This window comes from Providencia sp. PROV208, assembly GCF_028479465.1.
GTDB lineage: Bacteria > Pseudomonadota > Gammaproteobacteria > Enterobacterales > Enterobacteriaceae > Providencia > Providencia alcalifaciens.
Window position 1 is genome coordinate 174,416 of record NZ_JAMPNS010000015.1, and the last position, 26,982, is coordinate 201,397.

The 26,982-nt window shown below is 41.9% G+C and carries 23 protein-coding genes, 1 pseudogene and 1 other annotated feature; of the genes and pseudogenes, 11 read left to right on the forward strand and 13 right to left on the reverse strand.

All coding sequences use genetic code 11. The features are described 5' to 3' along the window. Positions 1-46 precede the first annotated feature (46 nt). A complete protein-coding gene (locus PR766_RS12255; RefSeq protein WP_154636583.1) occupies positions 47-1,423 on the forward strand; it encodes an SMI1/KNR4 family protein in 1,377 nt (458 codons plus the stop codon). Positions 1,424-1,453: 30 nt separating this feature from the next. Here the strand turns inward: PR766_RS12255 and PR766_RS12260 are convergent, their stop codons facing one another. Together PR766_RS12260 and cls are read right to left on the reverse strand one after the other, a co-directional pair. Beyond that, entirely contained in the window at positions 1,454-1,786 is a 333-nt protein-coding gene (locus PR766_RS12260; RefSeq protein ID WP_006658731.1) for an HI1450 family dsDNA-mimic protein, read from the reverse strand. Positions 1,787-1,824: 38 nt separating this feature from the next. Then, complete coding sequence (gene cls, locus PR766_RS12265) at positions 1,825-3,285, reverse strand: cardiolipin synthase (protein WP_154636584.1); 1,461 nt, start codon at positions 3,283-3,285, stop codon at positions 1,825-1,827. Between the two features lie 281 nt (positions 3,286-3,566). Between cls and PR766_RS12270 the strand changes: the two genes are divergently transcribed. After that, positions 3,567-3,740, forward strand: coding sequence for a YciY family protein (locus PR766_RS12270; RefSeq protein ID WP_006658729.1), 174 nt, complete (start codon positions 3,567-3,569; stop codon positions 3,738-3,740). A gap of 125 nt (positions 3,741-3,865) precedes the next feature. Continuing rightward, on the forward strand, positions 3,866-4,603 hold the full coding sequence (locus PR766_RS12275) for a TonB family protein (protein ID WP_006658728.1): 738 nt from the start codon (positions 3,866-3,868) through the stop codon (positions 4,601-4,603). 78 nt (positions 4,604-4,681) lie between these two features. Here PR766_RS12275 and yciA read toward each other — a convergent pair whose 3' ends face one another. Both yciA and PR766_RS12285 read right to left on the reverse strand, forming a co-directional pair. Further along, positions 4,682-5,107 carry an acyl-CoA thioester hydrolase YciA gene (gene yciA / locus PR766_RS12280; RefSeq protein ID WP_006658727.1) on the reverse strand — a complete coding sequence of 142 codons (426 nt, stop codon included), beginning with the start codon at positions 5,105-5,107 and terminating at the stop codon, positions 4,682-4,684. Between the two features lie 189 nt (positions 5,108-5,296). Then, entirely contained in the window at positions 5,297-5,857 is a 561-nt protein-coding gene (locus tag PR766_RS12285; RefSeq protein WP_006661683.1) for a septation protein A, read from the reverse strand. A 239-nt stretch (positions 5,858-6,096) separates the two neighbouring features. Between PR766_RS12285 and PR766_RS12290 the strand changes: the two genes are divergently transcribed. Beyond that, positions 6,097-7,833, forward strand: coding sequence for a SulP family inorganic anion transporter (locus PR766_RS12290; RefSeq protein WP_036975673.1), 1,737 nt, complete (start codon positions 6,097-6,099; stop codon positions 7,831-7,833). 54 nt (positions 7,834-7,887) lie between these two features. Here PR766_RS12290 and PR766_RS12295 read toward each other — a convergent pair whose 3' ends face one another. Further along, a complete protein-coding gene (locus tag PR766_RS12295) occupies positions 7,888-8,643 on the reverse strand; it encodes a YciC family protein (protein WP_006658724.1) in 756 nt (251 codons plus the stop codon). A 408-nt stretch (positions 8,644-9,051) separates the two neighbouring features. Here PR766_RS12295 and ompW point away from each other — a divergent pair, with 408 nt between their 5' ends. Continuing rightward, the gene (gene ompW, locus PR766_RS12300) at positions 9,052-9,693 is read left to right on the forward strand and encodes an outer membrane protein OmpW (protein WP_154601015.1); all 642 of its coding nucleotides are present in this window, start codon (positions 9,052-9,054) and stop codon (positions 9,691-9,693) included. A 385-nt stretch (positions 9,694-10,078) separates the two neighbouring features. Here ompW and trpA read toward each other — a convergent pair whose 3' ends face one another. From trpA to PR766_RS12325, 5 genes and pseudogenes are all read right to left on the reverse strand, one after another. Beyond that, positions 10,079-10,885, reverse strand: a complete 807-nt coding sequence (trpA, locus tag PR766_RS12305) for a tryptophan synthase subunit alpha (protein ID WP_006658722.1) — start codon at positions 10,883-10,885, stop codon at positions 10,079-10,081. After that, positions 10,885-12,075, reverse strand: coding sequence for a tryptophan synthase subunit beta (trpB, locus tag PR766_RS12310; RefSeq protein ID WP_006658721.1), 1,191 nt, complete (start codon positions 12,073-12,075; stop codon positions 10,885-10,887). The genes trpA and trpB overlap by 1 nt, the downstream gene beginning before the upstream one ends. A 54-nt stretch (positions 12,076-12,129) precedes the next feature. Further along, entirely contained in the window at positions 12,130-13,506 is a 1,377-nt protein-coding gene (trpCF, locus tag PR766_RS12315; RefSeq protein WP_154636585.1) for a bifunctional indole-3-glycerol-phosphate synthase TrpC/phosphoribosylanthranilate isomerase TrpF, read from the reverse strand. A 1-nt stretch (position 13,507) separates the two neighbouring features. Next, positions 13,508-15,138, reverse strand: a pseudogene (trpD, locus tag PR766_RS12320) (bifunctional anthranilate synthase glutamate amidotransferase component TrpG/anthranilate phosphoribosyltransferase TrpD). Continuing rightward, a complete protein-coding gene (locus PR766_RS12325) occupies positions 15,138-16,712 on the reverse strand; it encodes an anthranilate synthase component 1 (protein WP_006658717.1) in 1,575 nt (524 codons plus the stop codon). Before PR766_RS12325 ends, trpD begins: the two are co-directional and overlap by 1 nt. A 26-nt stretch (positions 16,713-16,738) precedes the next feature. Then, positions 16,739-16,840 (reverse strand) — a sequence feature (Trp leader region). A 173-nt stretch (positions 16,841-17,013) separates the two neighbouring features. On the opposite strand from PR766_RS12325, the gene rnm reads away from it, so the two are divergent. From rnm to PR766_RS12345, 4 genes are all read left to right on the forward strand, one after another. Next, on the forward strand, positions 17,014-17,886 hold the full coding sequence (gene rnm, locus PR766_RS12330; protein ID WP_154636587.1) for an RNase RNM: 873 nt from the start codon (positions 17,014-17,016) through the stop codon (positions 17,884-17,886). 195 nt (positions 17,887-18,081) lie between these two features. Next, on the forward strand, positions 18,082-18,702 hold the full coding sequence (locus PR766_RS12335) for an L-threonylcarbamoyladenylate synthase (RefSeq protein ID WP_006658715.1): 621 nt from the start codon (positions 18,082-18,084) through the stop codon (positions 18,700-18,702). Between the two features lie 136 nt (positions 18,703-18,838). After that, on the forward strand, positions 18,839-19,756 hold the full coding sequence (gene rluB / locus PR766_RS12340; protein WP_036963755.1) for a 23S rRNA pseudouridine(2605) synthase RluB: 918 nt from the start codon (positions 18,839-18,841) through the stop codon (positions 19,754-19,756). A 407-nt stretch (positions 19,757-20,163) separates the two neighbouring features. Beyond that, on the forward strand, positions 20,164-21,075 hold the full coding sequence (locus PR766_RS12345; RefSeq protein WP_036963754.1) for a hypothetical protein: 912 nt from the start codon (positions 20,164-20,166) through the stop codon (positions 21,073-21,075). Between the two features lie 17 nt (positions 21,076-21,092). Here PR766_RS12345 and cobO read toward each other — a convergent pair whose 3' ends face one another. Then, complete coding sequence (gene cobO / locus PR766_RS12350; protein WP_154636588.1) at positions 21,093-21,683, reverse strand: cob(I)yrinic acid a,c-diamide adenosyltransferase; 591 nt, start codon at positions 21,681-21,683, stop codon at positions 21,093-21,095. 3 nt (positions 21,684-21,686) lie between these two features. Beyond that, positions 21,687-22,451 carry a YciK family oxidoreductase gene (locus PR766_RS12355; protein ID WP_036965783.1) on the reverse strand — a complete coding sequence of 255 codons (765 nt, stop codon included), beginning with the start codon at positions 22,449-22,451 and terminating at the stop codon, positions 21,687-21,689. A 177-nt stretch (positions 22,452-22,628) separates the two neighbouring features. Between PR766_RS12355 and sohB the strand changes: the two genes are divergently transcribed. After that, the gene (sohB, locus tag PR766_RS12360) at positions 22,629-23,675 is read left to right on the forward strand and encodes a protease SohB (protein WP_230086856.1); all 1,047 of its coding nucleotides are present in this window, start codon (positions 22,629-22,631) and stop codon (positions 23,673-23,675) included. A gap of 119 nt (positions 23,676-23,794) precedes the next feature. Here sohB and PR766_RS12365 read toward each other — a convergent pair whose 3' ends face one another. Continuing rightward, complete coding sequence (locus PR766_RS12365) at positions 23,795-24,055, reverse strand: DUF2498 family protein (RefSeq protein ID WP_006658707.1); 261 nt, start codon at positions 24,053-24,055, stop codon at positions 23,795-23,797. A 287-nt stretch (positions 24,056-24,342) separates the two neighbouring features. On the opposite strand from PR766_RS12365, the gene topA reads away from it, so the two are divergent. Continuing rightward, entirely contained in the window at positions 24,343-26,961 is a 2,619-nt protein-coding gene (topA, locus tag PR766_RS12370; RefSeq protein WP_036963747.1) for a type I DNA topoisomerase, read from the forward strand. Positions 26,962-26,982 lie beyond the last annotated feature (21 nt).

Consider the following 26,982-nt stretch of genomic DNA (forward strand, 5'->3'; position numbering starts at 1 on the left):
TGATATTAAAATCAATACGATGCAATCTATAGGATATTGACGCTTAATGAACCACCTTTCGCCGCCGTTACAACAATTACAACAAACATGGCAGAACATTAATCAGTGCTATGCGGATGATCAAATTCAACGTATCAAACAGAAACTCCCTCTCGCCCAACAAGTTGATATAGATGAGGCATTGTTCGGTGCAGATAGCCACAATTATCAGCTCAATCCACCCTTAGATATTGAGCGGATAGAGCAGTGGCAGCATCGGATGGCGGTACAATTACCACATGAGTATGTGACATTTATGACTCAGTTAGGTAATGGCGGTGCAGGACCGTATTATGGCATTGAACGCTTTGAGGACAGCGAGAGTCGCTATGATTCAGTTGCGTTGCCTTCGGTACTTAGCCCAACGATGAGCGATGAAGAGTGGCAAACATTGACCCAAATGGCGGATGATTGCACTGACGAAGAGTACGATTCACGAGAAAGTTTACTTCATCAAGGGCTATTTTATCTGGGAACTTGCGGTTGTACTTATGACATTCTGTTGGTGGTCACTGGCGAACATGCTGGGCGATTAATCTATACCCATGATTGGTGCGATTCTCCAACCGCGTATTTTTTCGTATATGAAAATCATTTTCTTGATTGGTATGAGCGCTGGTTAGATGAGGTTATTCAACAATACGATACTGGCTGGTTTGGGCACCGAATGGGGGGCAATGAGGTTTATTTATTTGACTTATTTACCCTTAGCGGTGATGAAAAAAATAAATTAGCGGCGTTAGAAGGGCTGAAAAAGTTACCCGCATTATCAGAGGAAGGTATTGAACAACTGACGGCAATCCTGAATATAGATGCATGCAGGATTTATCAGACTAAGGCATTGGAAGTGTTAGCGAAATACTCAGCCACGGTATCATCTGATTATTTAATGAAGGCGATTGAAAGTCACGAGCCAGCGCGTATTAATCTCGGTTTACAGTTGATTTTTTGGTACCAAAAAGGGAATTTAGCTAAATTTAAATCGACAATATTAGTGAGATTAGCAGAGACCCAACATGTTGATACCGTGCGATTTGTGGGATATATCCTTAAAGAGTTACAGGCTGTGAAGGTCGAGAACTTCGAACATTTATTCCAACATACAGAATGCAGTGTCGTGATAAACGCATTATATGCAGCGTCTCATGATACAAATTTCAGTCAGAAGGTGTCTAAGTATTTTGAGTATATGGTGTCCGACAATAGCGAAGTTGCGTTAACGGCAATTCAATCTGTTGCTCGATCATCGCAATTTGCAGACGGTGTTGAAGCCTTTATCTGCGCAGCATGGGAAAAATACCCAGTAGATAAGAGCGATTATATTCGCAATAACTTACGTCACTATATGAAGAAGTATAATTTGCAGTTGGATTTGGCAGAATAAAACAGGGGGAATATTCCCCCTGTTTACCCGTTATTTTTTCCATTCAATATGTTGGAAAGGGTGTTTTGGATTTCGACTGATCAGAATTCGTGCAAAAATATCATCAATGTCATCTTCAGGATTTTTAGCCAGCCCAATCACGATTTCGCTCATTTGCGTTAAAGGGAGCCCTTGAGTCGCCAGAATATGCCAATCTTGGCTAAACGGAACAATTTCAGCAGCCCCGCAGTCTTCAAACTGTAATGCGAAAATAACTTGATCCGCAGGCTCCAAATTCTCCATTGCGCCTTCAAGGAAAAGGTCATAGGCAATTTCAATGATTTCATCTTCATCGATTAGGTTAATATTTGAATTTTGACTCATGACGTTTTCCTAACGGTCAATACTATATAAGCATCAAACTATAATAGTGGGCTAAAGAAGTAGCATAGGCGCTCAATGACACGATTCCAGAATGGGCGTTGTTCCCATTCTTCAATATCTAAACGTGTGGAGCGAGCCATGTAATCATACTGAACCAGCGTGAGATCGCTACCAAAACTTTTATCGTCAATGACCACGGTAATTTCAAAGTTCAGCCATAAACTGCGCATATCTAAGTTGACTGATCCCACTAAACTTAGCTCGCCATCGACACAGACACTTTTGGTATGCAGTAATCCATCTTCAAACTGGTAGATCTTCACGCCCGCTTCCAATAATTCTGTATAGAAAGAACGACTAGCCCAGCGAACTAAGAAAGAATCATTGTGACGTGGCATGATGATACTGACATCAACTCCGCGCATGGCAGCGGTACAAATCGCATGCAGTAAGTCATCACTTGGCACAAAATACGGCGTTGTCATGATCAACTGTTTACGTGCCGAGAACATGGCGGTCATCAATGATTGCTGTATTAACTCTTCAGGAAAACCGGGACCTGACGCAATCATTTGGGTAGTGTGACCATTATCTTGCTCAAATGGCATGATATTGGTATCGGGTGGCGGAGGTAAAATTCGTTGCCCTGTTTCCATTTCCCAGTCAAAGGCATACACAATCCCTAATGTGGTACTGACAGGACCTTCCATGCGCACTAAAATATCGACCCATTCACCAACGCCTACATCTTGTTTAAAGTAACGAGGGTCGACCATATTCATACTGCCGGTGTAGGAAATATAGTTATCAATGACCACAATTTTGCGGTGTTGACGTAAGTCCATTCGACGCAGGAAAAAACGCATTAGGTTAACTTTCAGGGATTCGACAAATTGAATGCCAGCAGCCCGCATTTTATCCGGATAATCGCTGCGGAAAAAATGCCAGCTGCCTGCAGAGTCCACCATAATACGGCATTTAACACCACGCTTCGCTGCATTGAGTAATGCTTCAGTGACTTCATCCACTAACCCGCCAGGTTGCCAGATATAAAACACCATTTCGATTGTATGCTGAGCATTGTTGATATCGTTAGCTATCGCACGTAACGAATCTTCGCTGGTGGTCAGTAATTGAATGCGATTACCTTTAACGCCAGCAATGCCTTGGCGCTTTTCACACAGCTGAAATAATGGTTCTGCAACGGGGCTATTATCGGTGGCAAAGATATGCTTGGAGAGACGCAAGTTTTCTAACCAAGTGGCAACCGATGGCCACATTTGATGGGCTTTATCGATGCGACGTCGACCTAAATGAAGCTCACCAAATGCTGCGTAGGCGATGATACCAACCAACGGCAGGATATAAATGATCAGTAACCATGTCATCGCTGAAGTGACGGGGCGACGTGTCACAAGGATACGTATGGTCACCCCTGCAACAATTAACCAATAGAGGAAAAAAAGTAACCAACTCATTAAGGTGTAGACGGTTGCCATAATGGATAACAAGCCTCACTGACAAAGAGAAAAAGAGTCGAAAAAAGAAAATATGTCTTATTAAATATAGACTAAGAATAAACATACCAGAATTTGCTAAAAGTTCTGAATAAAAACTGAGTTAAATAAATAAAAGTGCAATTAATGGTAAGTTCTCTAGAACGGGATCATGATTAAACTGACCATTTTCGTATTTTTGCGGATAACTTCTTCTTGGTTCTCGCAAACAAAGGCATATAATATTTCGTCGTTATGACCATCCACCTGATAAGGATTAAAAAATGAGACGCAGTAGGCAAGAAGTGGGGCGCTGGAGAATGTTAAGACAGGTCGTTCGCCGCCGCCGCCGTTGGTTAGAAAGACACTCTCGCCGTAACATGAAAATTTATGCTATTCGTAAAATGGATATCTATCGACGTCGCCATTCTCTGTTATTTACTCAGTGGATTGAGTAAGGGTATTCACGTTTATACTCACATTTTTCACTTTGTTCGCTAAACCTTATTGAATATGATTGCTATTTGCATTTAAACTATTGCTCATATTCAATAAGTAAACTGGTGTAGGGTAAAAATTGCATATGCGTGGTATCAGACTGTTAGTCATCGTTGCTATCTCATTATTAATTCATGCGGGCTTAGCTATGGCATGGATTTTTAATCAACCGAAATTTCCTCAGCCTGAGGAGCCTATCTCGATAGCGATGCTTTCCTTTGCTGAACCTGCTTCAACTCCGCCTGTAGAAACACAGTCAGAACCTGAGCCTGTGGTAGAGCCTGAACCTATCATTGAACCTGAGCCTGTAGTGGAACCTGCAATTGTCTTACCGCAGAAAAAGCCGGTAGTGAAAAAGAAACCTGAACCAAAGAAAGAACCTAAAAAAGAACCGAAAAAAATTCAGGAGCCTGTAAAGCCTGTTGAAAAACAGCTCGCAATGAATAAAACCCCCGCTACCAACACGGATATCCTATCAAAAGACACCGTAAATACGCGTGGAGCCGAGACCACAGCCAAAAATAATGCGCCAGTATCTAGCCAGTCCTCTGGGAGTCGAGGTCCAAAAGCATTAAGCAAACAAGCGCCAGATTACCCTGATCGTGCTCGTCGCCTTGGAAAAAATGGCTATGTAAAAGTGCGTTATGATATTGATGATGATGGGCGAGTCCAAAATATTGAGTTTGTCGAAGCGTCGCCAAAAGGGTTGTTTGAGCGTGATGTAAAACGCGCGATGAACCGTTGGAAATATGAAAAATTACCTGCAAAAGGTTATACCACCGAGATCTACTTCAAAGTGGATGGAACGGTTAGCCAAGTATAGAAAAGCAAACACACTAAATATGTAAGAGTAAAAATAAAAAAGCGCTTCATATGAAGCGCTTTTTTGATATTCGAATGATTAAGCCTGAGGTTGTGAACTTTCTAATTCAAAGTGTTGTTTGTCTTCAGGTAATGCGCGTGGGGTATTGTCATCATTCACGGCTACATAAGTAAATACAGCATCAGTCGCTTGATAACGCTGACCAACTGGATGGGTTGCCACTTTTTTTACCCACACTTCGATATTGATTGTCACCGAACTTTTTCCGGTTTTTAAACAGCGAGCATAACAGCAAACGACATCACCAACAGCAACGGGTTTTTGAAATTTAATACCATTGACTGCCACTGTGACTACGCGACCAAGAGCAATTTCTTTTGCTAAAATCGCGCCGCCAATATCCATTTGAGACATTAGCCAGCCACCAAAAATATCGCCATTCGCATTGGTATCTGATGGCATTGCCAAAGTACGTAAAACGAGCTCACCGTTAGGTAATTGCATATCAAACTCTTTAGTAAAGGGAATTAAACACTATGATTTTGTTGCTCATTTATAGCAAACAAATATAAGTATAGTAAACCGCTAGAGTACATCCAGTCACAGATAATTGTAACAAATCGCTGTGATAGGCATAAAAAAGCTGCGAAAGTGCGCAGCTTATTTATTTTTATATTATTTTAGAGAAATAAATTACTCTTTTGGCTTCTCTATTTGGGGCTCTTTAGTCATGTGTTTGAAAATATACACGACACTCAGAACCGTAAAAATTAAGGTACTAGCAGTGAGTCCAAACACTTTAAAATTCACCCAAACGTCTTGCGCCATCCAAAATGCGACATAGATATTGATACCGGCACAAGCGATGAAGAAGATTGCCCAAGCGGTGTTCAGTTTCAGCCAATAACTATCAGCTAATTTAATTTCCTGATTACTTCCCAGCATTCTTTGGATAATGGGCTTTTTGGTAAACCATTGGCTAATTAATAATGCTAAAGCGAATAAACCATAAATAATAGTGACTTTCCATTTAATGAAGGCATCACTATGGAAAATTAAGGTTAAAGCCGCAAACGCCATAACAATGACACAAGTAATTTTAGCGACTTTTTCGACTTTCTTATAAATAAGATAAGTTGCCAGTAGAGCGAGGGGTGTTGTCACCATTAAGGCACCACTAGCGTAAAAAATATCGTATCTTTTATAGACAATAAAAAAGATAACCAAAGGAATAAAATCAATAAGTTGTTTCATAACAGTGGATTCGGATCCTTAACGTGAACATAGTCAACTTAAACACAATGACGTAGTTTAACTGATTTTGCGAAGATTGTTAAAAGTTTGCTCTCTTTTACCAAGAATTAGGGCTGTCATCCAACCAGATTTGCACTATTTTACGCTTATTTGACTTAGTTCTAGATAAACTTTAATAGTTCGGATATAAATAGTCTACACAATAAATTAACTGATTAATTTTTAGAGAATTTTTCTCCATGATAAAGGCGCGATTATTTAATTTAATGCCCGGTTTGCAAGCCTTTAGCCAGTACCAATTGGCTAATTTAGGACCGGATGTGAAAGCGGGGCTATCGGTCGCTGCGGTGGCGCTGCCTGTTGCAATAGCCTATGCGGAGCTTATGGGGATCAACGCTATTGTTGGTTTATACGCCTGTATTTTACCTATGCTGATGTATGCGTTATTTGGGACATCGAAACAGTTAATTATCGGTCCTGATGCGGCGACGTGCGCCGTGATCGCGGCAGCCGTTGCGCCATTGGCTATGGGAGATGAAAATACTCGCTGGCAGCTAATTATTGTGATGAGTTTAATGACGGGAATTTGGTGCCTGATTGCGGCGCGGTTTCGTCTGGGAATGTTTGCTGACTTCTTGTCAGGTCCCATTCTTCAAGGATTATTAAATGGGGTAGCTCTGACCATTATTGTAAGCCAATTAGGCAAAATATTTGGTATCGATTCACTGCCGTCAGGGTTTATCGAACGTTTAGTCGCACTACCTCTCGCACTGTCTGAAACGCATATTCCAACACTGATTGTGGCAGTGTTAACGTTGTCTATCACGATACTGATTAAGCGAGTACGCAGTAAGTGGCCCTCCTTATTAATTGCAATGGTATTAGCAACAGGTGCCAGTATTGTCTTCAATTTAGAACAATATGGCATTAGCACTGTCGGTAATCTGGGGGAGGGCTTGCCCTCTATTGCAGCACCCGATTTTAATCCTGGGTTATTGCGGGATTTAGTCACACCATCCTTAAACTTGGCGGTCATTAGCTTTGTGAGTTTTATGATGACGGCTCGCAGTTTTGCCAGTAAAAATGGGTATACCGTTGATGCCGACCAAGAACTGCGAGCATTGGGTATGGCGAATATTGCATCGGCATTATCTCAAGGATTTGCGGTCAGCGCAGCCAGTAGTCGAACCGCAGTAAACGACATGATGGGAGGCAAAACCCAAATGGTGTCTGTGGTTGCGGCATTAACCATCTTGGTTGTATTACTGTTTTCTATGGACGTATTAGGATATATCCCGATGCCCGCATTAGGGATGGTGCTGGTGGTATCCACGTTTTCACTGATTAGTTTTCGCAGCATTTATGCTATGCGTAAACGGAACCGACAAGCCTTTTTCTTATGCGTTTTCACACTTTGCGCGGTGCTTGTGGTCGGCTTGATCAGCGGCGTGGGCTTTGCCGTGTTATTAGGTTTGCTGCAATTTTTGCGGGTGATATTCCGCCCAACAGATCAATTATTAGGGGTCGATGAACAGGGTATGTTGCATTCTATGAACCCTGATAATGATATTCAGGCGGTTGAAGGGGTTCTGATTTATCGTTTTAACTCACCGTTGACCTATTTCAATGTGAACTATTTTAAAGATCGCTTAAACAAGCATATCGATAGCCAGCGTAAACGTCCGGCGTGGGTCATTGTGGACGCCGCCGTTAGCTTCACCCATAACGACGTGAGCGTCTTCTCTGCATTGAATGAACTCGTCACGGCATTAAAAGCCAAAGGCGTTACGCTCGTATTGGCAGGGCGGCGGACATCGCTAAATCGCTGGTTATCTCAAAATAAAATTAATCGTTCAGATGATGATTTATTGGTAGTACCGGATATCTATTTTGCTATTCGCTTGATTCAAAGTAAGCAGCATATTCAGCAAAAAAGTGTGGATGAGCGAAACGAAGAGAAAAATCAGTCAATATAGCGGAAAAAAGGGCGTATCAGATACGCCCTTTTTCATCAATTAGCCTATGTGAGCTTAGGCATTCTTGGTGCTCAGCATGTATAAACGGAAAAAGTAAATTAAAGCAAAAGCCGCAATGATATTGTTAAATAAGAACGAAATACCATTGACCACGATATGATTCAGTTGCAGGCTGCTTAACAGCATACTGACCAGCATTTGGCTTGCCATCCAGATTAAAATCATTGGGGCAGCAATACGCCAATTCGCAAATGCCAGCTTCCAACTTTTCCCCATTGCATTAAATGGATTCACTTTTTCATTCATTAGAATCGCGGGCGCGAGAGAAAAACCGATCGCTAAAATCAGACCAGGAAGCACCATTAAAGTGATACCCAGTTGGATAAGCAAAGAGCAGATGATCAACAACAGGAACATGGCAGGAGCTTTAGGTAACGATGACACTAACGCTTGGGTTCCGTTGACGGCTTCACCGCGAGATAAATTGGCAATATAAGAAAGTACGCCACACATGAGCACTAAGCTGCCCAGTGCCACGGAGAGAATTAAGCCTAGTGAGACTCTTAGGATACTGCTTTTTTCAGCTTCTGGCAGGGTGAGTACCCAGTTTTGTAGTCCTGCGTTACCCGCCTCAAGGAGTTGGTTTTGCGCTTCCAGTAATACGCCGATCATCCGTTCATTAGGAATTAACATTGCGTAGACAATCACGCTGATTACCGTGGCGATTATCACAATGGTGAAAAGGCCATTCAACTGGTTTTTAAAAAAGTTGATGCTGTCACGAAAGAGTGAGTTGGCCGAAATGGACATGTAACTGCTCCTATCTACAAACGGAATAAAAATTTGACGGTGATTGTAACCGAGTATCGTGCGTATAGGTAGAGAAAGATAAGAAAAGTCTGGGAGTTAGCCTAATCAGTAGAGGTGCTCAATAAATACGCGTATTAAGAATAATAAAGAATAAAATCCAAAAGATGTATTTTAAATATATTTTTAAAAGTGAGTTTAACTAGCAATAAATATAAAATCATTTTTTATTTTAATAGTTATTTAACGAAAATTGATTCAAATCAAAATAGAAAAAAATAGTAATGGAATAATAAACTCAGATTTATTGCGAAATATATAAATTAGCAAAAGATGTGATCTTGATTTGAATATCTAATTCGAGAATAGGCTATATTTTTGCTAAATAATAAACATAGGAATGGGATGACAATGAAAAAACTCACTGCGCTTGTCTTAGCTGCTGCAACTTTAGCTCCAGCTGTTTCATTTGCACATGAAGCTGGCGACTTTTTATTCCGTGCAGGAACTGCAACGGTAAGACCAAATGCGAACTCTGAAGATGTATTAGGTTTAGGCAAATTTGATGCAAATAATAATACTCAATTAGGTTTAACTTTCGGTTATATGATCACCGATAATATTGGTGTGGAATTATTAGCAGCAACTCCGTTTGAACATAAAGTTAGTTTAGGCGATTTGGGTACAATTGCATCTGTAAAACATTTACCACCAACACTGATGGCGCAGTACTATTTTGGTAGCAAAGAAGATAAACTGCGTCCTTATTTAGGTGCAGGTCTGAACTATACTTTCTTCTTTGATGAGAAATTTAATAGTAAAGGTAAAAACTTTGGTCCAGGATTAAGTGATTTAGACCTATCTAGCTCATGGGGCTTTGCAGCACAAGCGGGGATGGACTATAACCTGACTGACAACTGGATGTTAAACGCCTCGTTATGGTGGATGAATATCGAAACGGACGTTAAGTTTAAAGCGGGTGGCGAACAACAAAAAATCGATACTCGTTTAGACCCATTCGTATTTATGTTTGGTGTGGGTTACCGTTTCTAATTTCTTAAGGACATAAGCAAGATTATTCTTGCTGACTAATGGATTAGAAAGCAGTAAAGAAATCCGGGAATATACTTCCCGGATTTTTCGTTTTTAGAAAATAAAATAATAATCTGGAATGTTAAATTAATTCTATTTTATTTAACATTAAATTTACATTGCTGGGGTTTTAATATATCAATGCAGATATTTCATTCAAAATTTAAATATCAAAATACGTATTTAAACTTAAATTAAAGTTAATGATTTTATCTCTATATTTGAAATGTTTTCTGTGATGTGACATTTGACTAAAAATCAAAATCAATTAATCGATATTAAGAATAAAAAAACCACCCAATAATGGATGGCTTCACAAAGTCTAGATAGAAATAAATGATGGGAATTATTTCTGTGTAGCAGCTTTCATATTAGTGACAAACGTCGTTAATTTACTGAGCATCTCTTGTGGCTGCTGCAAATTATTTTCAATAATTTTGACGACAGCGGAACCGGATATTGCGCCAGCTGCACCATTACGAATCGCTTCAGCTACTTGTTCCGGTTCTGAAATACCAAATCCTTGAAGTGCAGGCGCCGCACCATATTGAGAGAGCTTATCGATTAAATGGGTTAATGGCATTTGAGCACGTTGCTCTGTTCCGGTGACTCCCGCTCGAGAAAGCAAATAAGTATAGCCTTGACTGTGTTTGCCAATTTCCTGTAGCAGGGCGTCATCACCATTTGGTGGGCAGATAAAGATAGGCGCAATACCGTGGGCTATCGCAGATTCACGGAAAGGCTTTGATTCACGCATTGGCACATCCGCAACTAAAACGGAATCTACACCTGACTGCTGACAACGTTGATAGAAAGAGTCAATACCATTAGTGAACACTAAGTTGGCATACACTAATAAGCCAATTGGCATATCCGGATGTTTAGCACGAATACGTGCTAATAATTCAAAACACAGCGTTGGTGTGATATCACTTTTAAATGCCCGTAAATTCGCATTTTGAATAGTGGGACCGTCGGCTAAAGGATCAGAGAACGGAATGCCTATCTCTAAGGCATCCGCACCGCCAGCGATGAGTGCATCAATAATTTTTAACGAGAGCTCAGCATCAGGGTCACCTAATGTGACAAAGGGAACGAAAGCACCTTGATTTTTTTGGTCTAAACGCTGAAAAAGTTGGGTATAACGCGTCATTAGATTTCCCCTCTGCTGGTCAAAATATCATGTACTGTAAAAATGTCTTTATCACCACGACCGGATAAATTGACAATTAACAACTGCTCTTTATTCGGATTTTGTTCTGCCATTTTGAGCGCGTAAGCTAGCGCATGGGAAGATTCCAACGCAGGAATAATGCCTTCTTTACGTGACAGCAACTTAAAGGCATTCAGCGCTTCATCATCCGTGATTGAAACGTATTCTGCTCGACCAATACTGTTTAAGTGAGCGTGTTGAGGACCCACTGACGGGAAATCTAATCCCGCAGAAATTGAATAAGACTCTTCAATTTGACCTTCAGAGGTTTGCATCATGGGGGACTTCATTCCAAAGTAAATCCCAACGCGACCGTGTTTCAAAGGAGCACCGTGTTGCCCTGATTCAATGCCATGGCCGGCGGGCTCAACACCAATTAACCCGACATTTTCTTCAGGAATAAAGGAGGCAAACATGCCGATAGCATTGGAACCGCCACCGATACAGGCGATCACCGCATCGGGCAAACGACCTTCCTTGTCTAAGATCTGTTGTTTGGCTTCATCACCAATCATCCGTTGGAATTCACGTACAATGGTTGGATAGGGATGAGGACCCGCCGCAGTCCCTAATAAATAGTGTGCGGTTTCATAGCTACCAGACCAGTCTCTTAATGCTTCATTACAGGCATCTTTTAAGGTCGCAGAGCCGCTATGGACTGGGATCACTTCCGCACCCATTAATTTCATCCGAAATACGTTAGGAGACTGACGTTCAACATCTTTCGCACCCATGTAAATACGACATTTCATATTCAATAATGCACAAGCAAGGGCGGTAGCAACACCATGTTGCCCAGCACCCGTTTCGGCAATAATTTCATTTTTGCCCATGCGTTTTGCCAGTAAGGCTTGCCCTAAAACTTGGTTAGTTTTGTGGGCGCCCCCGTGAAGGAGGTCTTCACGCTTTAAATAGAGTTTGGTTTTTGTTCCCGCAGTCAGATTACGGCACAGGGTTAACGCAGTTGGACGACCCGCATAATTTTTGAGTAGGTCATGAAATTCCGTTAAGAATGCAGGATCATTTTGGGCATCAATAAAGGCATCTTCCAACTGGTTTAATGCAGGGATCAGGATTTCTGGGACATATTGCCCACCAAACTCACCGAAATAGGGGTCTAATTTGCTCATTATTTATTATCCATTTTAAAATTGTGTGTTCTGTATTGATGAATGTGTTTTTGGCTAAAGTGCTATACGGGCATTCTTCAATACATCAAAGACTTGGTTTAGTTTATGTTCGGATTTAATACCCGGCTCAATCTCAATACCTGAGTTAAAATCAAGCCCATTACAAACGAGTTGTGCCGCTTGCTGGCAATTATCTGGGTTGAGTCCACCAGCAATCATCAGCTTATGTGAGCTATTGACGGGGATATTTGACCAATCAAAGGTTTTACCTGTACCACCTGCACCATTATCTAATAGCAAGATATCGACTAAAGTTGGGTCATAATCAATAACTTGATTATCTGCCATGTTAAGTGCTTTCCAAATATGACAGTGCGCGGGCAAGATTTCACGGAGCTGGGCAATGTAAGCATTGTCTTCGTTACCGTGAAGCTGAACAGCGTGAAGTGCTAGCTGTTGTGCAATATGTGATACAAAATCAACGGATTGATCGCGAAAAACACCCACATATTTAAGCGGGGTTGAGTGAATAATCTGCTTTGCTTGTGACAATGTCACTTTACGGGGTGATTTTTCCGCAAAAATCAATCCACCAAAATTAGCACCAGCAGCAAAAGCCGCTTTAGCATCTTGCTCTCGGGTTAAACCACAGACTTTATGTTCGCCAACTAATAAATTACGCAGTGCTTGTGGTAAATCTGCCTGTTCCATCAAGGCACTGCCAATTAAGAATCCATTTGCGACATCGACAAGGCTTTGAATATGTTGATGTTGTAAAATGCCCGATTCACTGATCACCACCGTACCCGCAGGTAAGCGCGGAGCTAGCTGACGAGTGCGATTGAGGTCAATGGACATATCACGTAGGTCACGGTTATTGATCCCGACAACTTTGGCTCTCAACTTGATAGCGCGCTGCAATTCACCTTCATTACTGATTTCAGTGAGTACGCCCATATTGAGTTGGTGCGCCACATCTGCTAATGCAGTGTATTGCTCATCGTCCAATACCGATAGCATAAGTAAGATAGCATCTGCTTGGTAATAGCGAGCAAGGTATATCTGATAAGGGTCGACAATAAAATCTTTGCACAGAACAGGTTGTTTCACGGTATTGCTGACGATAGTCAGATAATCCATTTTACCTTGGAAATATTTTTCATCGGTAAGAACAGAAATTGCAGAAGCATAAGGAGCATACATGCTGGCAATGACCGCAGGATCGAAATCTTCACGGATCACTCCTTTTGATGGCGATGCTTTTTTACACTCTAAAATAAAGACAGGGCGTTTAGCTTGTAATGCCGCATAAAAACCACGTTGCGCAGGTTGCACTTCAGATTGGAAACTCGCCAGTGGTTGGTGCAATTTGCGTTCAACCAAGTAGGTCAGTTTGTCATCTACAATCTTCTGTAATACAGTGCCTTTCATTTTAGTGCTCCCTTGCAGCTAGTGCCAGAACGCGGTCAAATGCTTTGCCGCTACGAATAATATTGAGTGCGTGCTCGCTGTTTTCTTTTAAATCTTCGTAACCATTAATACGTAATAACATCGCGACATTGGCAGCAACAGCGGCTTCATGAGCGGCTTGACCATGTCCTTGTAATAATTGAGTTAACAGAAAACGATTCTCATCGGGCGTACCGCCTTCTAAATCTTTTAGTTGATAGGGTGTTAAGCCAAAATCGTCAGCTGTTAAGATATATTGCTGCACTTCGCCATTTTTTAGTTCGGCTACGTGGGTTGGCGCATGAAGAGAAACTTCATCCATCCCTCCACTATGTACCACAGCTGCACGAGTAAACCCAAGCATTTGCATGGTTTTTGCAACGGGCTCAACCAGTGAATCTTGATACACGCCAACTAAAGCGAGCGGTGGACGCGCAGGGTTGATTAATGGACCCAGTACATTAAATAGGGTGCGCGTCTTTAACTGAGTGCGAACCGGCGCAGCATGACGGAATCCACTGTGATATTGTGGCGCAAATAAAAAGCATAAACCTAATTCATCTAAGGCATCACGAGCACTCTGAGCACTTAAATCTAATGCAATTCCAAATGCAGCAAGTAAATCAGAGGAACCAGAACGACTTGAAACGCTACGGTTACCGTGTTTTGCCACTTTGATCCCACATTCGGCAGCCACAAAAGCGCTGGCGGTTGAAATGTTAATGCTGTTTGCTCCATCACCACCGGTCCCGACAATATCGCTAAATTGATAATCAGGGCGTGGGAATGGCTGCGCGTTTTCCAAGCATGCCAGTGCGGCACCTGCAATTTCTTGAGGTTGTTCACCGCGCATTTTCATGCTGATCAGCACCGCGGCAAGTTGGGGCTCCGTGAGCTCACCTTGAATGATGGCGTTAAAGAGGTATTGGCTCTCTTGTTGAGTTAACGCTTGCGCCTTAAATAATTTATCGTAAATGTTTTGCATGATTGGCTCTCTGTGTCCCATTAGTGCGAATGTGTTGTTGTTTTGTTGGGGGAAGAAAGCGCCCATACCACGGTGTTTTCTAATAACAACTTACCTTGCGTGGTTAAGATGGATTCAGGGTGAAACTGGAATCCACACACTCGCTGCTCATCATTGCGCACGGCCATAACCATACCGTTGGACTGTGCACAAATGGTTAATGATTCAGGAACTTGGCTACCTACTAAAGAGTGATAACGCGCCACTGAAATTGGGTTATCTAAATCAGCAAACATCGCTTGACCATCATGGGTCGCCATTGAGGCTTTACCATGTAATATTTCTCCCGCTGGAGAAACAACGCCGCCATACGCTTCAACAATGGCTTGATGCCCTAAGCAAATACCAATCACCGGAATTTTTCCTAACGCAGATTTAAGCACTTCAGGCATACAACCGGCTTCACTGGGTTTTCCTGGTCCGGGAGAAAGCACCAAAATCGGGTCATTCAATTGTGTCAGTACGGATAAAACATGTTCTGCACTGACGGTGTTACGGTAGATCACGACCTGATGACCACTGGCACGTAATTGGTCGACCAAGTTGTAAGTAAAAGAGTCAACATTATCGAGTAGTAAGATGTTAGCCATTAGAATAACTCCTCAACTTGGTGGGCTTGAGCAATCGCGCGGATCACTGCACGTGCCTTATTACGCGTTTCGTCGGCTTCACCTTGCGGGGAGGAGTCGAGTACCACACCACCGCCGGCTTGCACTGTCGCAATACCATTTTCAACATACGCTGAGCGAATAACGATACAGGTATCAAAATCCCCTTTGCCGTTGAAGTACCCGACAGCGCCACCGTAGGAGCCGCGACGTTCTTTTTCACATTCGGCAATCAATTGCATGGCTTTGACTTTTGGCGCACCAGTTAGTGTTCCCATATTCATACAGGCTTGATAGGCATGAAATACATCTAAATCACGACGTAAAGTGCCCACAACATGAGAGACTAGGTGCATCACAAAAGAGTAGCGATCGACTTTGGTCAAATTGGCGACATAACGGCTACCCGCTTCGCAAATGCGTGCTAAATCATTACGAGCCAAGTCTACGAGCATGATGTGTTCCGCGAGCTCTTTTTCATCCGTGCGCATTGCTAATTCGATGCGACTATCTAAATCCAAGTCGATATTCCCTTGCGCATTACGTCCACGAGGACGAGTCCCTGCGATAGGGTAGATTTCGACAACACGACTTTGTTGGCTGTATTTCAATGCACTTTCAGGTGATGCGCCAAACAGCGTAAAGTCGTTGTCTTGCATAAAAAACATATAAGGGCTTGGGTTTTGTGCTTTGAGTTTTTGATAGGCAATCAAGGGTTGTGCACATGGCATACTAAATTTACGCGATGGCACAACTTGGAAGATATCCCCACGATAAATCGCCTCTTTTAGTGTATTCACCACCTTGCCATACTCTGTATCGTCTTTATTGATAGTGACGCTGAACTTAGTGGGTTCCCCCAAAGGCAAGGTGGGTAAGTAAGGTCGGCAAGCCACGATAATGTCATTATGACGTTGTTGTACTTGTGCTACTGCTTGTACATTTGCAGTAAAAAATAAGCTTTTCAAACGTGCCGCTTGGTTCTGATGGTCGATCACTAAATAGTGTTCAGCGACAAAAAAGCAGAAATCAGGGCACTGGTTAGTCGCTGTTACTTCAGGTAATTCTTCAAAATTTGCGACTAAATCGTAGGCGAATAACCCACCCATGAAGAGAATTTCAGGCTTGGTGTAGTAGGCTTGTGCCAGTGCAGGCAATGTCCGTAATACATCTAAGCAGGATGCGCTTTTTAAGCGGCTATCTTCATCTAATTGACTTTCTGGTTGCGCAAAAACTACGGTCAAATGCTCTGTTGTTAAATCACAACGAAGGGCTTGCTCTGTTAACTGCTCACTGATTAATGGCAGAAGTGCTTGCCCATTTTGGGTTAATGCTTCAATTTCGACACGTTGACCAAATGCTCGGATACGTAATGCGCTGTCGACGATTAACAAACTTTGTAAATTGGCTTTGTTGTTGACTTCCGCCGACTCTAACAACATGGTAGCGGGTTTATTCTGGCACAGATGATTAAATAGCAACGTTGGGTCTGGTTGATAGTTAATTGGGCTATCCAGATAATTAAAATGTGCTAATGTGGTGTTTTGTTTGTTCATTTTGCTGCCTTAAGCTAATTTCAGACATAAAAAAACCCGCTGGTTGAGGGCGGGTTCGGCACTGAGGCATTAACAATTTATGCGCGTGCGGCTTCCGCCCAATTTGGGAAGTCGCGCCACCAACGATTTGATAAATTGAATAAAGTCATACATGCCTCACTGGATAAACAAATTGGTTTTAAATGTTTTTTGGATGTAACTAATCTTGCGTACTAGTAAACTGGATCATGAGGTTTGTGTCAATAGTTGTTTGTATTTATTTTTAATTTTCGTTAAGTCGAAGAAGGGAGAAGGTAACATCATGTCGCAAGATTCGACGCCAATAGTGACTCGCTATGACTTACATAGCCATACGAATGCATCAGATGGGGATTTAACGCCCGCTGAGTTAGTCGAACGTGCGATAGTAATGGGTGTGAATGTCTTATCAATTACGGATCATGATACTTGTGATGGGGTGATTGCCGCCAGGGCATATCTTGCAGAAAATCCGCGTCCATTAACACTAGTTAATGGCGTTGAAATATCCACCCTGTGGGAAAATATTGAAATTCATATTGTTGGGCTAAATTTTTCACCGAGTGAGCCTGCAATGGCGACGTTGTTGGAGCAGCAATCACAGCGTCGTTTAGAACGTGGTATTGAAATGGGACGACGTTTGCAAAAAGCAGGAATTGATGATGCATGGGAGAATGCACAAGCACTTTCAGGTGGTGGACAGGTAACTCGGGCGCATTTTGCGCAATATATTGTCAAAACTGGCAAAGAGAAAACGATTAATAATGTGTTCAAGCGCTACCTTGCGAAAGGAAAGACTGGTTATGTACCAGCTCAGTGGTGCAGCATTCAAGAGGCCGTCGACGCGATTCATCGCGCGGGTGGTGTTGCGGTATTAGCCCATCCATCAAAATATCAACTTTCCAATAAGTGGTTAAGACGGCTGATCGACCATTTTAAAGCTTACCAAGGGGATGCGATGGAGATATCCCACTGTCAGCAGCCAGCGAATGAGAAGCAATTTTTAGGGGAATTAGCGCAAGGCGCCGAATTGAAAACGTCTGTCGGCTCTGATTTTCATCGACCGTGTTCGTGGATTGAACTAGGACGCAATCTATGGCTCCCTAATGATAATCATGCGGTTTGGACGCTGTGGGATCAGATAAAAACCGCTTAGTTTATGAGAATATAACCTAATTTATTGATGGATCACGGTTTGGGTGTAAAATACTCTGCAATATAAATTATTTTATTGAACCGCAATATTATTTGATAAAGGTAATATTGTGGTTGTTATGTTTTGCAAATAGATAGTGCCATTTTTAGGTCGTTCACCGGATGATGCTGTCGATACTCAACTATAGAGGTCACTATGAGCCAGTTTTTCTATATCCATCCGGACAACCCTCAGGCAAGGCTGATTAGCCAAAGCGTTGAAATCCTGAATAAAGGCGGCGTTGTGGTTTACCCGACAGATTCAGGTTATGCCATTGGTTGTCGTTTAGAAGAAAAAAATGCCCTAGAACGTATTTGCCGTATCCGTAAATTGGATTCAAATCATAACTTTACGTTAATGTGTCGTGATTTATCTGAGCTTTCTAACTATGCGCATGTAGATAACACCGTATTTCGTTTAATTAAGAACAATACACCGGGTAACTACACGTTTATTTTGAAAGCGACGAAAGAAGTACCGCGCCGTTTAATGAATGAAAAACGTAAAACAATTGGTTTACGTGTTCCTTCAAATCCAATTGCGCGTGATCTGTTGGAAGCCGTAGGGGAACCATTAATGTCCACCAGCTTGATTTTACCGGGAGATGATTTTACGCAATCTGATCCTGAAGAGATCCGCGATTTACTGGATAAACAAGTGGACTTAGTGATCCATGGCGGCTACATCGGTCAAAAACCAACGACGGTTATTGATTTTACGGATGACACACCGGTTGTTGCTCGCGTTGGAACCGGTGACCCAAGCCCCTTTGAGTAAGCTTATTTGCCAAGAAGATTAGTAATAGGGGATCAGGATAAACCTGTGTATAATGCGCAGGTTTTCAAATTCATCACTTTTTGCCTATTGAGCGAGAAGTTATTTGACGCCTGTGAAGGCGACAGCTGAGGATCTCATGAGTTCTAAACCGCAACAAACTGAAAAGTTACAAAAAATCCTTGCCCGTTCAGGGCATGGTTCCCGCCGAGAAATCGAAGGATTACTTAAAGAAGGTCGCATTAGTGTTGATGGTAAAATGGCAACACTGGGTGACCGTGTTGAAGTTAAAGCGACAACAAAAATTCGTTTAGATGGTCGCCTTTTAGCGATTAAAGAGCCAGAAAAAGAAATCTGCCGTGTCATGGCATACTACAAACCAGAAGGGGAATTGTGTACTCGTCATGACCCTGAAGGACGTCCAACAGTATTTAATCGTTTACCAAGATTGACTGGCGCTCGCTGGATAGCGGTAGGTCGTCTTGATGTGAATACCAGTGGTTTACTGTTATTCACGACGGATGGCGAATTAGCTAACCGTTTAATGCACCCAAGCCGTGAAGTCGAACGTGAGTATGCGGTACGTGTATTTGGTGAAATCACGGACGCAAAAATTCGTCAGTTAACTACGGGTGTTCAATTAGAAGATGGTCCTGCATCGTTTAAAACGGTGTCATACCGTGGTGGTGAAGGAATGAACCAGTGGTATAACGTCACGTTAACGGAAGGTCGTAACCGTGAAGTTCGCCGCTTATGGGAATCTGTTGGTGTTCAAGTCAGCCGGCTGATCCGTGTTCGTTACGGGGATATTGACCTCCCTAAAGGTTTACCGCGTGGTGGTTGGACGGAGTTAGGTTTAGAGCAAACTAACTATTTAAGAGAGTTAGTTGAGCTGGATGTTGAAACAGAAAGTAAAGTGTCTGTTGAGCGCGATCAGCGCCGCATCAAAGCGAACCAAATTCGTCGTGCAGTGAAGCGTCATACTCAAGTTGCATCACGCCCAGCGGCGAAACGCCAATCTTCGCGTCCAACAGCAAAACGTCGTACTCGAATCTAATTTGTACTGCGTTATTTAGCAGATTTTAAAGAGGTTATGGTATGCGCCATAACCTTTTTTTATTTCATTTAGATTGAAATTCTGAAATTATCCGCTAATTTTTGATACTCAATTTTTCATTCTCACATTATCTATTTCAATGTTTTTCCAATTAATAGAAATAAAATAACAAGAGAGTAAATAAATTATCAATCCAGTCCTTTTATGATTAGTAAAGGGTAAAATAAAATACACTGAGCAATTTTGCTTATTACTTTTACTTCTTTGTTATTTTAGTATTTAAAACTTAAAATACTCAAGCTAAGAGTTTATAAGGTGCTTGTCACATTGTGACACTTTCATATTGTGTAAGTTGTATATTTAATCTATTTTTATCATGATGAAATAAATAAAAGGTTTTAATATTTATGTTATGTACAAAGTCGGCGAAATATGCGGCAGTCTTGAGTTTTGGCATAACAAGTTGCGATGTATATCAACCACATACCTCTGAAAATGGGCGCTTCTTCTTCAGTAATGAATCGTTAGATAATTACTCATTTTTTATTGATAATAAACTGATAGTGATCCCTAGAGAATCCGTGGGAAGTTTATATTTGAAACAAGGCTTACATTCCATGACGATGGAGCAAGGTAAACATATTTATTTTATGGTTTACCCTGGTAATAAAGGGGGAATATTAAATCCTCAGAAGCATATTTATTATTCCTATAGCTTTGTCTATGGGAATAATGGAATTCCGTCGATACATGATCAGATAGTGCAAGAATTAAAGGTTGGCGATTATCGAGTAAAAGGAAGAGTTCAGAGCAGTGATGATATCATTATTGATAATAACGTATTCAACTGTGATTATCCTATTGGTACACGGATCCCAGACGAATTAAATTCATTGACCAACGTAAGTAAAATAAAAACAAAGTGTTTTTCATATTTAGAATTCATTAATGCAATTTCCAGTGATGATAAACAAATAAAACAGGTTTCGGTACGTGAAGATAAATCTGTACAACAGGATACAGTGAGCCTGATGTTTGACTATCCTGTGATACTTCCGGTTTTTGACGATCAAAACATTCAGCAGTATGCAGAGAAAGTGAATGCTATTATCCACGCTTATCGGCGTTCAGACGACCCGACAACGAAGCAAGATTTTTATAATCAATATCGTCTCGAGGTATCGAGTATGGCTGAAATTTATAGTCAGTGGGATACTGAGGACCATTGTTTAGAAGAGCGACAAAAATATGTGTTATTTTTGTCGCAAACTGCAGCTATATTCAGCGCGGGTGTTTTAAAACTTCATGATATGCCTTAATTCGCTGTCACTAACTATTACCAATCAATGCCTTTTTGCGCCTTAATCCCTGCGTCAAACGCATGTTTAATGGGGCGCATCTCCGTCACGGTATCAGCGAATTCCAGTAATTCACGGTGACAACCTCGGCCTGTAATGATGACCGACTGATTTTCGGGGCGGCAGCTCAGCGCATTCATGACCTCAGCAAGTGGGAGATAATGGTAACTTACCATATAAGTAAGCTCATCAAGAATCACTAAGTCATACTGTGGGTCTTGCAGTAATTGAAGGGCGTGCAGCCATGTTTCGAGACAAGCTTGTGTATCCGTATGCTTGTTCTGAGTTTCCCATGTGAAACCCGTCGACATGACATAAAAAGGAACCCCGAGGGGTTCCAAAAGATTTCGTTCGCCATTGTCCCAGCTGCCTTTAATAAACTGGACAACCGCGACTTTTTTGCCATGACCGACCGCACGACACGCTGTACCAAAGGCAGCCGTCGTTTTTCCTTTACCGTTGCCTGTGAAGACAATCAGGATCCCTCGTTCTAATTGTGCGGCATCTATACGTTCATCCACTTTTTGTTTCAAACGTTGTTGACGTTCTTCGTGTCGGTCTTGGCTCATGGTTTACTCCGCTTTAATCGGCTTTAAATTTGGTTGAGCATCTACACTTGTTCCCGTTTGGTCGACGCTATCATCACCCATTAAGTATAGATAAGTTGGCATAATATCGGCGGGCGTTTTTAACGTCATTGGATCCTCTCCTGGTGCTGCACCAGCGCGCATTGCGGTGCGCGTGCGTCCTGGATTGATGCAGTTTACACGTAAACCGGTGCCTTGATATTCATCAGCTAAGACTTGCATTAAACCTTCCGTTGCAAATTTAGAAACGGCATAGACGCCCCAATTTGCACGACCTTGTTTGCCGACACTAGAACTGGTGAATATAAGAGATGCATGAGGCGCTTTCTCTAATAAAGGTAATAGAGCTTGAGTTAGCATAAACCCAGCATTCACATTGACTTGCATAACGTCATGCCACAGCTGAGCGGGTTGTTCACTTATTGGAGCGATATTCCCCAGTAATCCTGCGCTGTGTAATACGCCATCTAAATAAGGATGTTGTTTAGCAATATCGTCTGCGATGGCTTGGCAATCGTCGGGTGTCGCAGTCAGTAAATCAATAAGGTAGCTTTCTGATGTTGAACCAGTGACGTCTTGAATTTCTTGTTTAATTGCGGCTAATTTTTGCGGGTTTCTACCCAATAAAATGACGGATGCGCCAAAGCGTGCATAAGTTAATGCTGCTTCTTGACCAATCCCATCAGTAGCGCCGGTGATTAAGATAGTTTTACCATTTAAAAGATCTTGTCTAGGCTGATAATGAAGCATAATTTTTCCTATCGTCATGATTCGCGTTGAGGGTTATCATCGCGTAAATTGCGCGGGAGGGCAATTTACCACATTTGTTTAACGTCTGTGGTTATTGATAACAATTTTTTTACTGGTTGTTTTTGAACAATCATGCGATCATTTTTTATTAGTGTTAAATACGAGAAGGATCAACCTGTGGAGTATTTCTCTTTGTATGGACTGTTTTTAGCAAAAGTGGTGACGATTGTGGTTGCCATTGTGGTTATTGCTGTATTTGTATTTGGTGTCGGAATGAGACGCCAAGGAAGTAAAGGTGCATTAAAAATTACAGATTTAGGTGAGAGCTACCGCGAACGCCAACGCCAAATGCAACAAATCAAAATGAATGATTCTGAGCAAAAAGCGTGGACAAAGGCATTTAAAAAACAGGAAAAAGCGAAAGCGAAAAGTGAAAAATCAGGGGCAAAAGTAGGGCAAACTGCCGTCAAAAAGCCTTGCTTATATGTCTTAGACTTTAAAGGCAGCATGGATGCTCGTGAAGTTAGCTCTTTACGTGAAGAAATCAGTGCAATTCTGGCAGTTGCGGAACCTCAAGATGAAGTTTTACTGCGTTTAGAAAGCCCAGGTGGATTAGTCCATGGTTACGGTTTAGCGGCATCTCAATTAATGAGATTGAAAGAGAAAAATATTCCACTTACTGTTGCGGTTGATAAAGTCGCGGCGAGTGGCGGTTATATGATGGCGTGTATCGCAAATAAAATTGTTGTAGCACCGTTTTCTATTATTGGTTCGATCGGTGTTGTCGCGCAGGTACCTAATATTCACCGTTTACTGAAAAAACATGATGTAGACGTAGAGTTACACACTGCGGGGGAATACAAGCGTACATTGACGATGCTGGGTGAAAACACCGAGCAAGGGCGCAAGAAGTTTGTTGAGGATTTGAACTCAACGCATGAGCTGTTCAAAGATTTTGTTCATCAAAATCGTCCATCTCTTGATATTGCTGCTGTTGCAACAGGGGAATACTGGTATGGAACTCAAGCGCTAGAAAAAGGTTTGGTGGATCAGATTGGGGTGAGTGATGACCTGATCATTGATGCAATTGAAACCAAAGAAATCGTTAGCATCCGTTTTGTTATGAGTAAAAAAATGGTAGAGCGTTTTACCAGTAGTGCGGCTGAAAGTGCGGATAAGCTATTATTACGCTGGTGGCAGCGAGGTCAAAAACCGCTATTATAAAAATAACGGTTATAAAATGTATGTTATAAAGAGAAATAACATTCATTGAATATTGACGACGTAATGTTCAATTTGAACTACCCTTAAAAATACCGGCCAATAAAGCCGGTATTTTTTTATTACTGTTCAGACTCAAGCAGTCGATACTGTTCAGAAAATACGTGTGCTAAATGCTTATACATGTTAAAAGCCGCAGGGCTTTTTAGGGTTGGAATGCCATTTTCATCAAGGAAGAACTCCCCTTTGAAGACCAAAACATCGCGATGTTGCTCGACATTATCCACGAACATGCCGTCGAGGTATTCATCGTGGTTTTTAATGATTTCGTTGGCTTTTTCAAGTAGTTCTTGCTTTGAAATAGTTTGAATCTCAGTGTTCATAGAATGCCTCTCTTGAAAAAATAATTGGTTGCTTCTAGCATTTTATCAGGTAGAGTGTGTGTTTTTCAATGCGGCTAAACCGCATTATGTGGTTAAAATCAGTCAACTAGAGCAATTTGTATGCTTTATAAAATAATGTGGCTGGTGGATAAAATTCGTTTCGTTACAAATTATTGTACGAAAAAATATTGATATATTGTGATTCTGTCGCAATATAAAAAAGAGATTCTCATTTTGCGCATTTGAATAGAAAAATGCGCCTTCTTTGATAGTAGGTAAAGGTAAATATGGGTAAAGCTCTTGTTATAGTGGAGTCCCCGGCAAAAGCCAAAACGATCAATAAGTATCTTGGCAGTGGCTACGTTGTAAAAAGCAGCGTCGGCCATATTCGTGATCTGCCGAAAAGCGGCTCTGGCTCACAATCCGGCTCACCAAAGAGTACAGGCTCATCTACCGATAAAGCAAAGACCGACAAAACGAAAAAAGTTAAGAAGGATCCTCAAGATGCGTTAGTTAAACGTATGGGGATCGACCCTTATCATGGTTGGAAGGCAAATTACCAAATTTTGCCGGGTAAGGAAAAGGTCGTTTCTGAATTAAAAGCGTTAGCCGCAGATGCTGACCACGTCTACCTCGCGACGGACCTTGACCGCGAAGGAGAAGCAATTGCGTGGCATTTACGCGAAGTGATCGGTGGTGATGACTCTCGTTTTAGTCGTGTTGTGTTTAACGAAATCACTAAAAATGCGATTACTCAAGCATTTGAAAGCCCAGGTGAATTGAATATCGACCGTGTTAATGCTCAGCAAGCACGTCGCTTTATGGACCGTGTCGTTGGTTACATGGTGTCTCCATTATTATGGAAAAAAGTGGCACGTGGATTATCAGCTGGGCGTGTACAGTCTGTTGCAGTGAGACTGATTGTTGAACGCGAACGAGAAATTAAAGCTTTTGTTCCTGAAGAATATTGGGAACTGCATGCGGATTTAGCGGATAAAAGCGCCGTTAATTTACGCTTAGAAGTGACTTCTCAGTCAGGAAAATCATTTAAACCTGTTAATAAAGTACAAACAGAAGCTGCGGTTAAATTACTGGAAAAAGCACGTTATCAAGTGATTGATCGTGAAGATAAACCGACATCCAGTAAACCCAGCGCGCCATTCATCACATCCACGCTGCAACAAGCGGCGAGCACTCGCTTAAGCTTTGGTGTGAAGAAAACCATGATGATGGCTCAGCGTTTGTATGAAGCAGGTTATATTACCTATATGCGTACTGACTCAACCAACTTGAGCCAAGACGCAGTAAATATGGTTCGCGGTTATATTTCTGACAACTTTGGTGCGCAATACTTACCAAAAGACGCGAACGTTTATACCAGTAAAGATAATTCCCAAGAAGCGCACGAAGCTATTCGTCCATCCAATGTTGATGTGTTGCCAGACTCACTAAAAGACATGGAAAACGATGCAAAACGTTTATACCAGTTGATTTGGAATCAATTTGTGGCTTGTCAAATGACACCTGCAAAATACGACTCAACAACATTAACGGTGAAAGCGGGCGATTTCGAATTAAAAGCGAAAGGTCGCACTTTACGTTTTGATGGTTGGACGAGAGTCATGCCAGCACTGCGTAAAAATGACGAAGATAAAACTTTACCTGCGATCCCAGTAGGCACTGAGTTATCGTTGGTAGAATTGTTGCCAAGTCAACACTTTACGAAGCCACCAGCGCGCTTTAGTGAAGCATCTTTAGTTAAAGAATTAGAAAAACGTGGGATTGGTCGCCCGTCAACATATGCGGCTATCATTTCGACGATCCAAGATCGTGGCTACGTGAAAGTAGAAAACCGCCGGTTCTATGCGGAAAAAATGGGTGAGATCGTCACGGATCGTTTGGAAGAAAACTTCAACGATTTGATGAACTATGACTTTACTGCCCGCATGGAAAATCAGTTAGACCATGTTGCGAATCATGAAGCCGAGTGGAAAGCGGTTCTGGATGAATTCTTCTCTGACTTTAGCAAGCAATTAGATGTTGCTGAAAAAGACCCTGAAGAAGGGGGAATGCGTACCAATCCAATGGTTATCACGTCGATTGTTTGCCCTGACTGTGAACGCCATATGGGAATTCGTACCGCATCAACAGGGGTGTTCTTAGGTTGCTCCGGCTATGCACTGCCGCCAAAAGAGCGCTGTAAGAAAACCATTAATCTGATCCCTGAAGATGAAGTTCTTAACATCCTTGAAGGCGATGATGCCGAAACCAACGCCTTAAGAGCAAAACGTCGTTGTCCAAAATGTGGCACCGCGATGGATAGCTACTTAATCGATAATGGTCGTAAACTCCATGTTTGTGGTAATAACCCAGCATGTGAAGGCTATGAAATCGAAGAGGGCGAGTTCCGCATCAAAGGTTACGATGGTCCGGTGATCGAATGCGACAAATGCGGTTCTGAAATGCACCTGAAAATGGGGCGTTTTGGTAAATACATGGGTTGTACCAACGAAGAGTGTAAAAATACTCGCAAGATCTTAAAAAGTGGTGAAATTGCACCGCCTAAAGAAGATCCAGTACCGTTACCAGAACTGCCATGTGAAAAATCAGATGCTTATTTCGTGCTACGTGATGGCGCTGCCGGTGTTTTCCTTGCGGCCAATACGTTCCCGAAATCAAGGGAAACTCGCGCACCATTAGTGGCAGAACTGCAACGATTTAAAGACAGACTACCAGAAAAATTGGCGTATTTAGCGGAAGCACCAGCGCAAGACGAAGAAGGTAACCCAACAGTGGTTCGCTTTAGCCGTAAAACGAAACAGCAATATGTTTCGTCAGAGAAAGACGGTAAGGCAACAGGTTGGAGTGCTTTTTATGTGGATGGTGTTTGGAAAGCCAAAGAATAGTTTTTTATTCTTCATACTTTG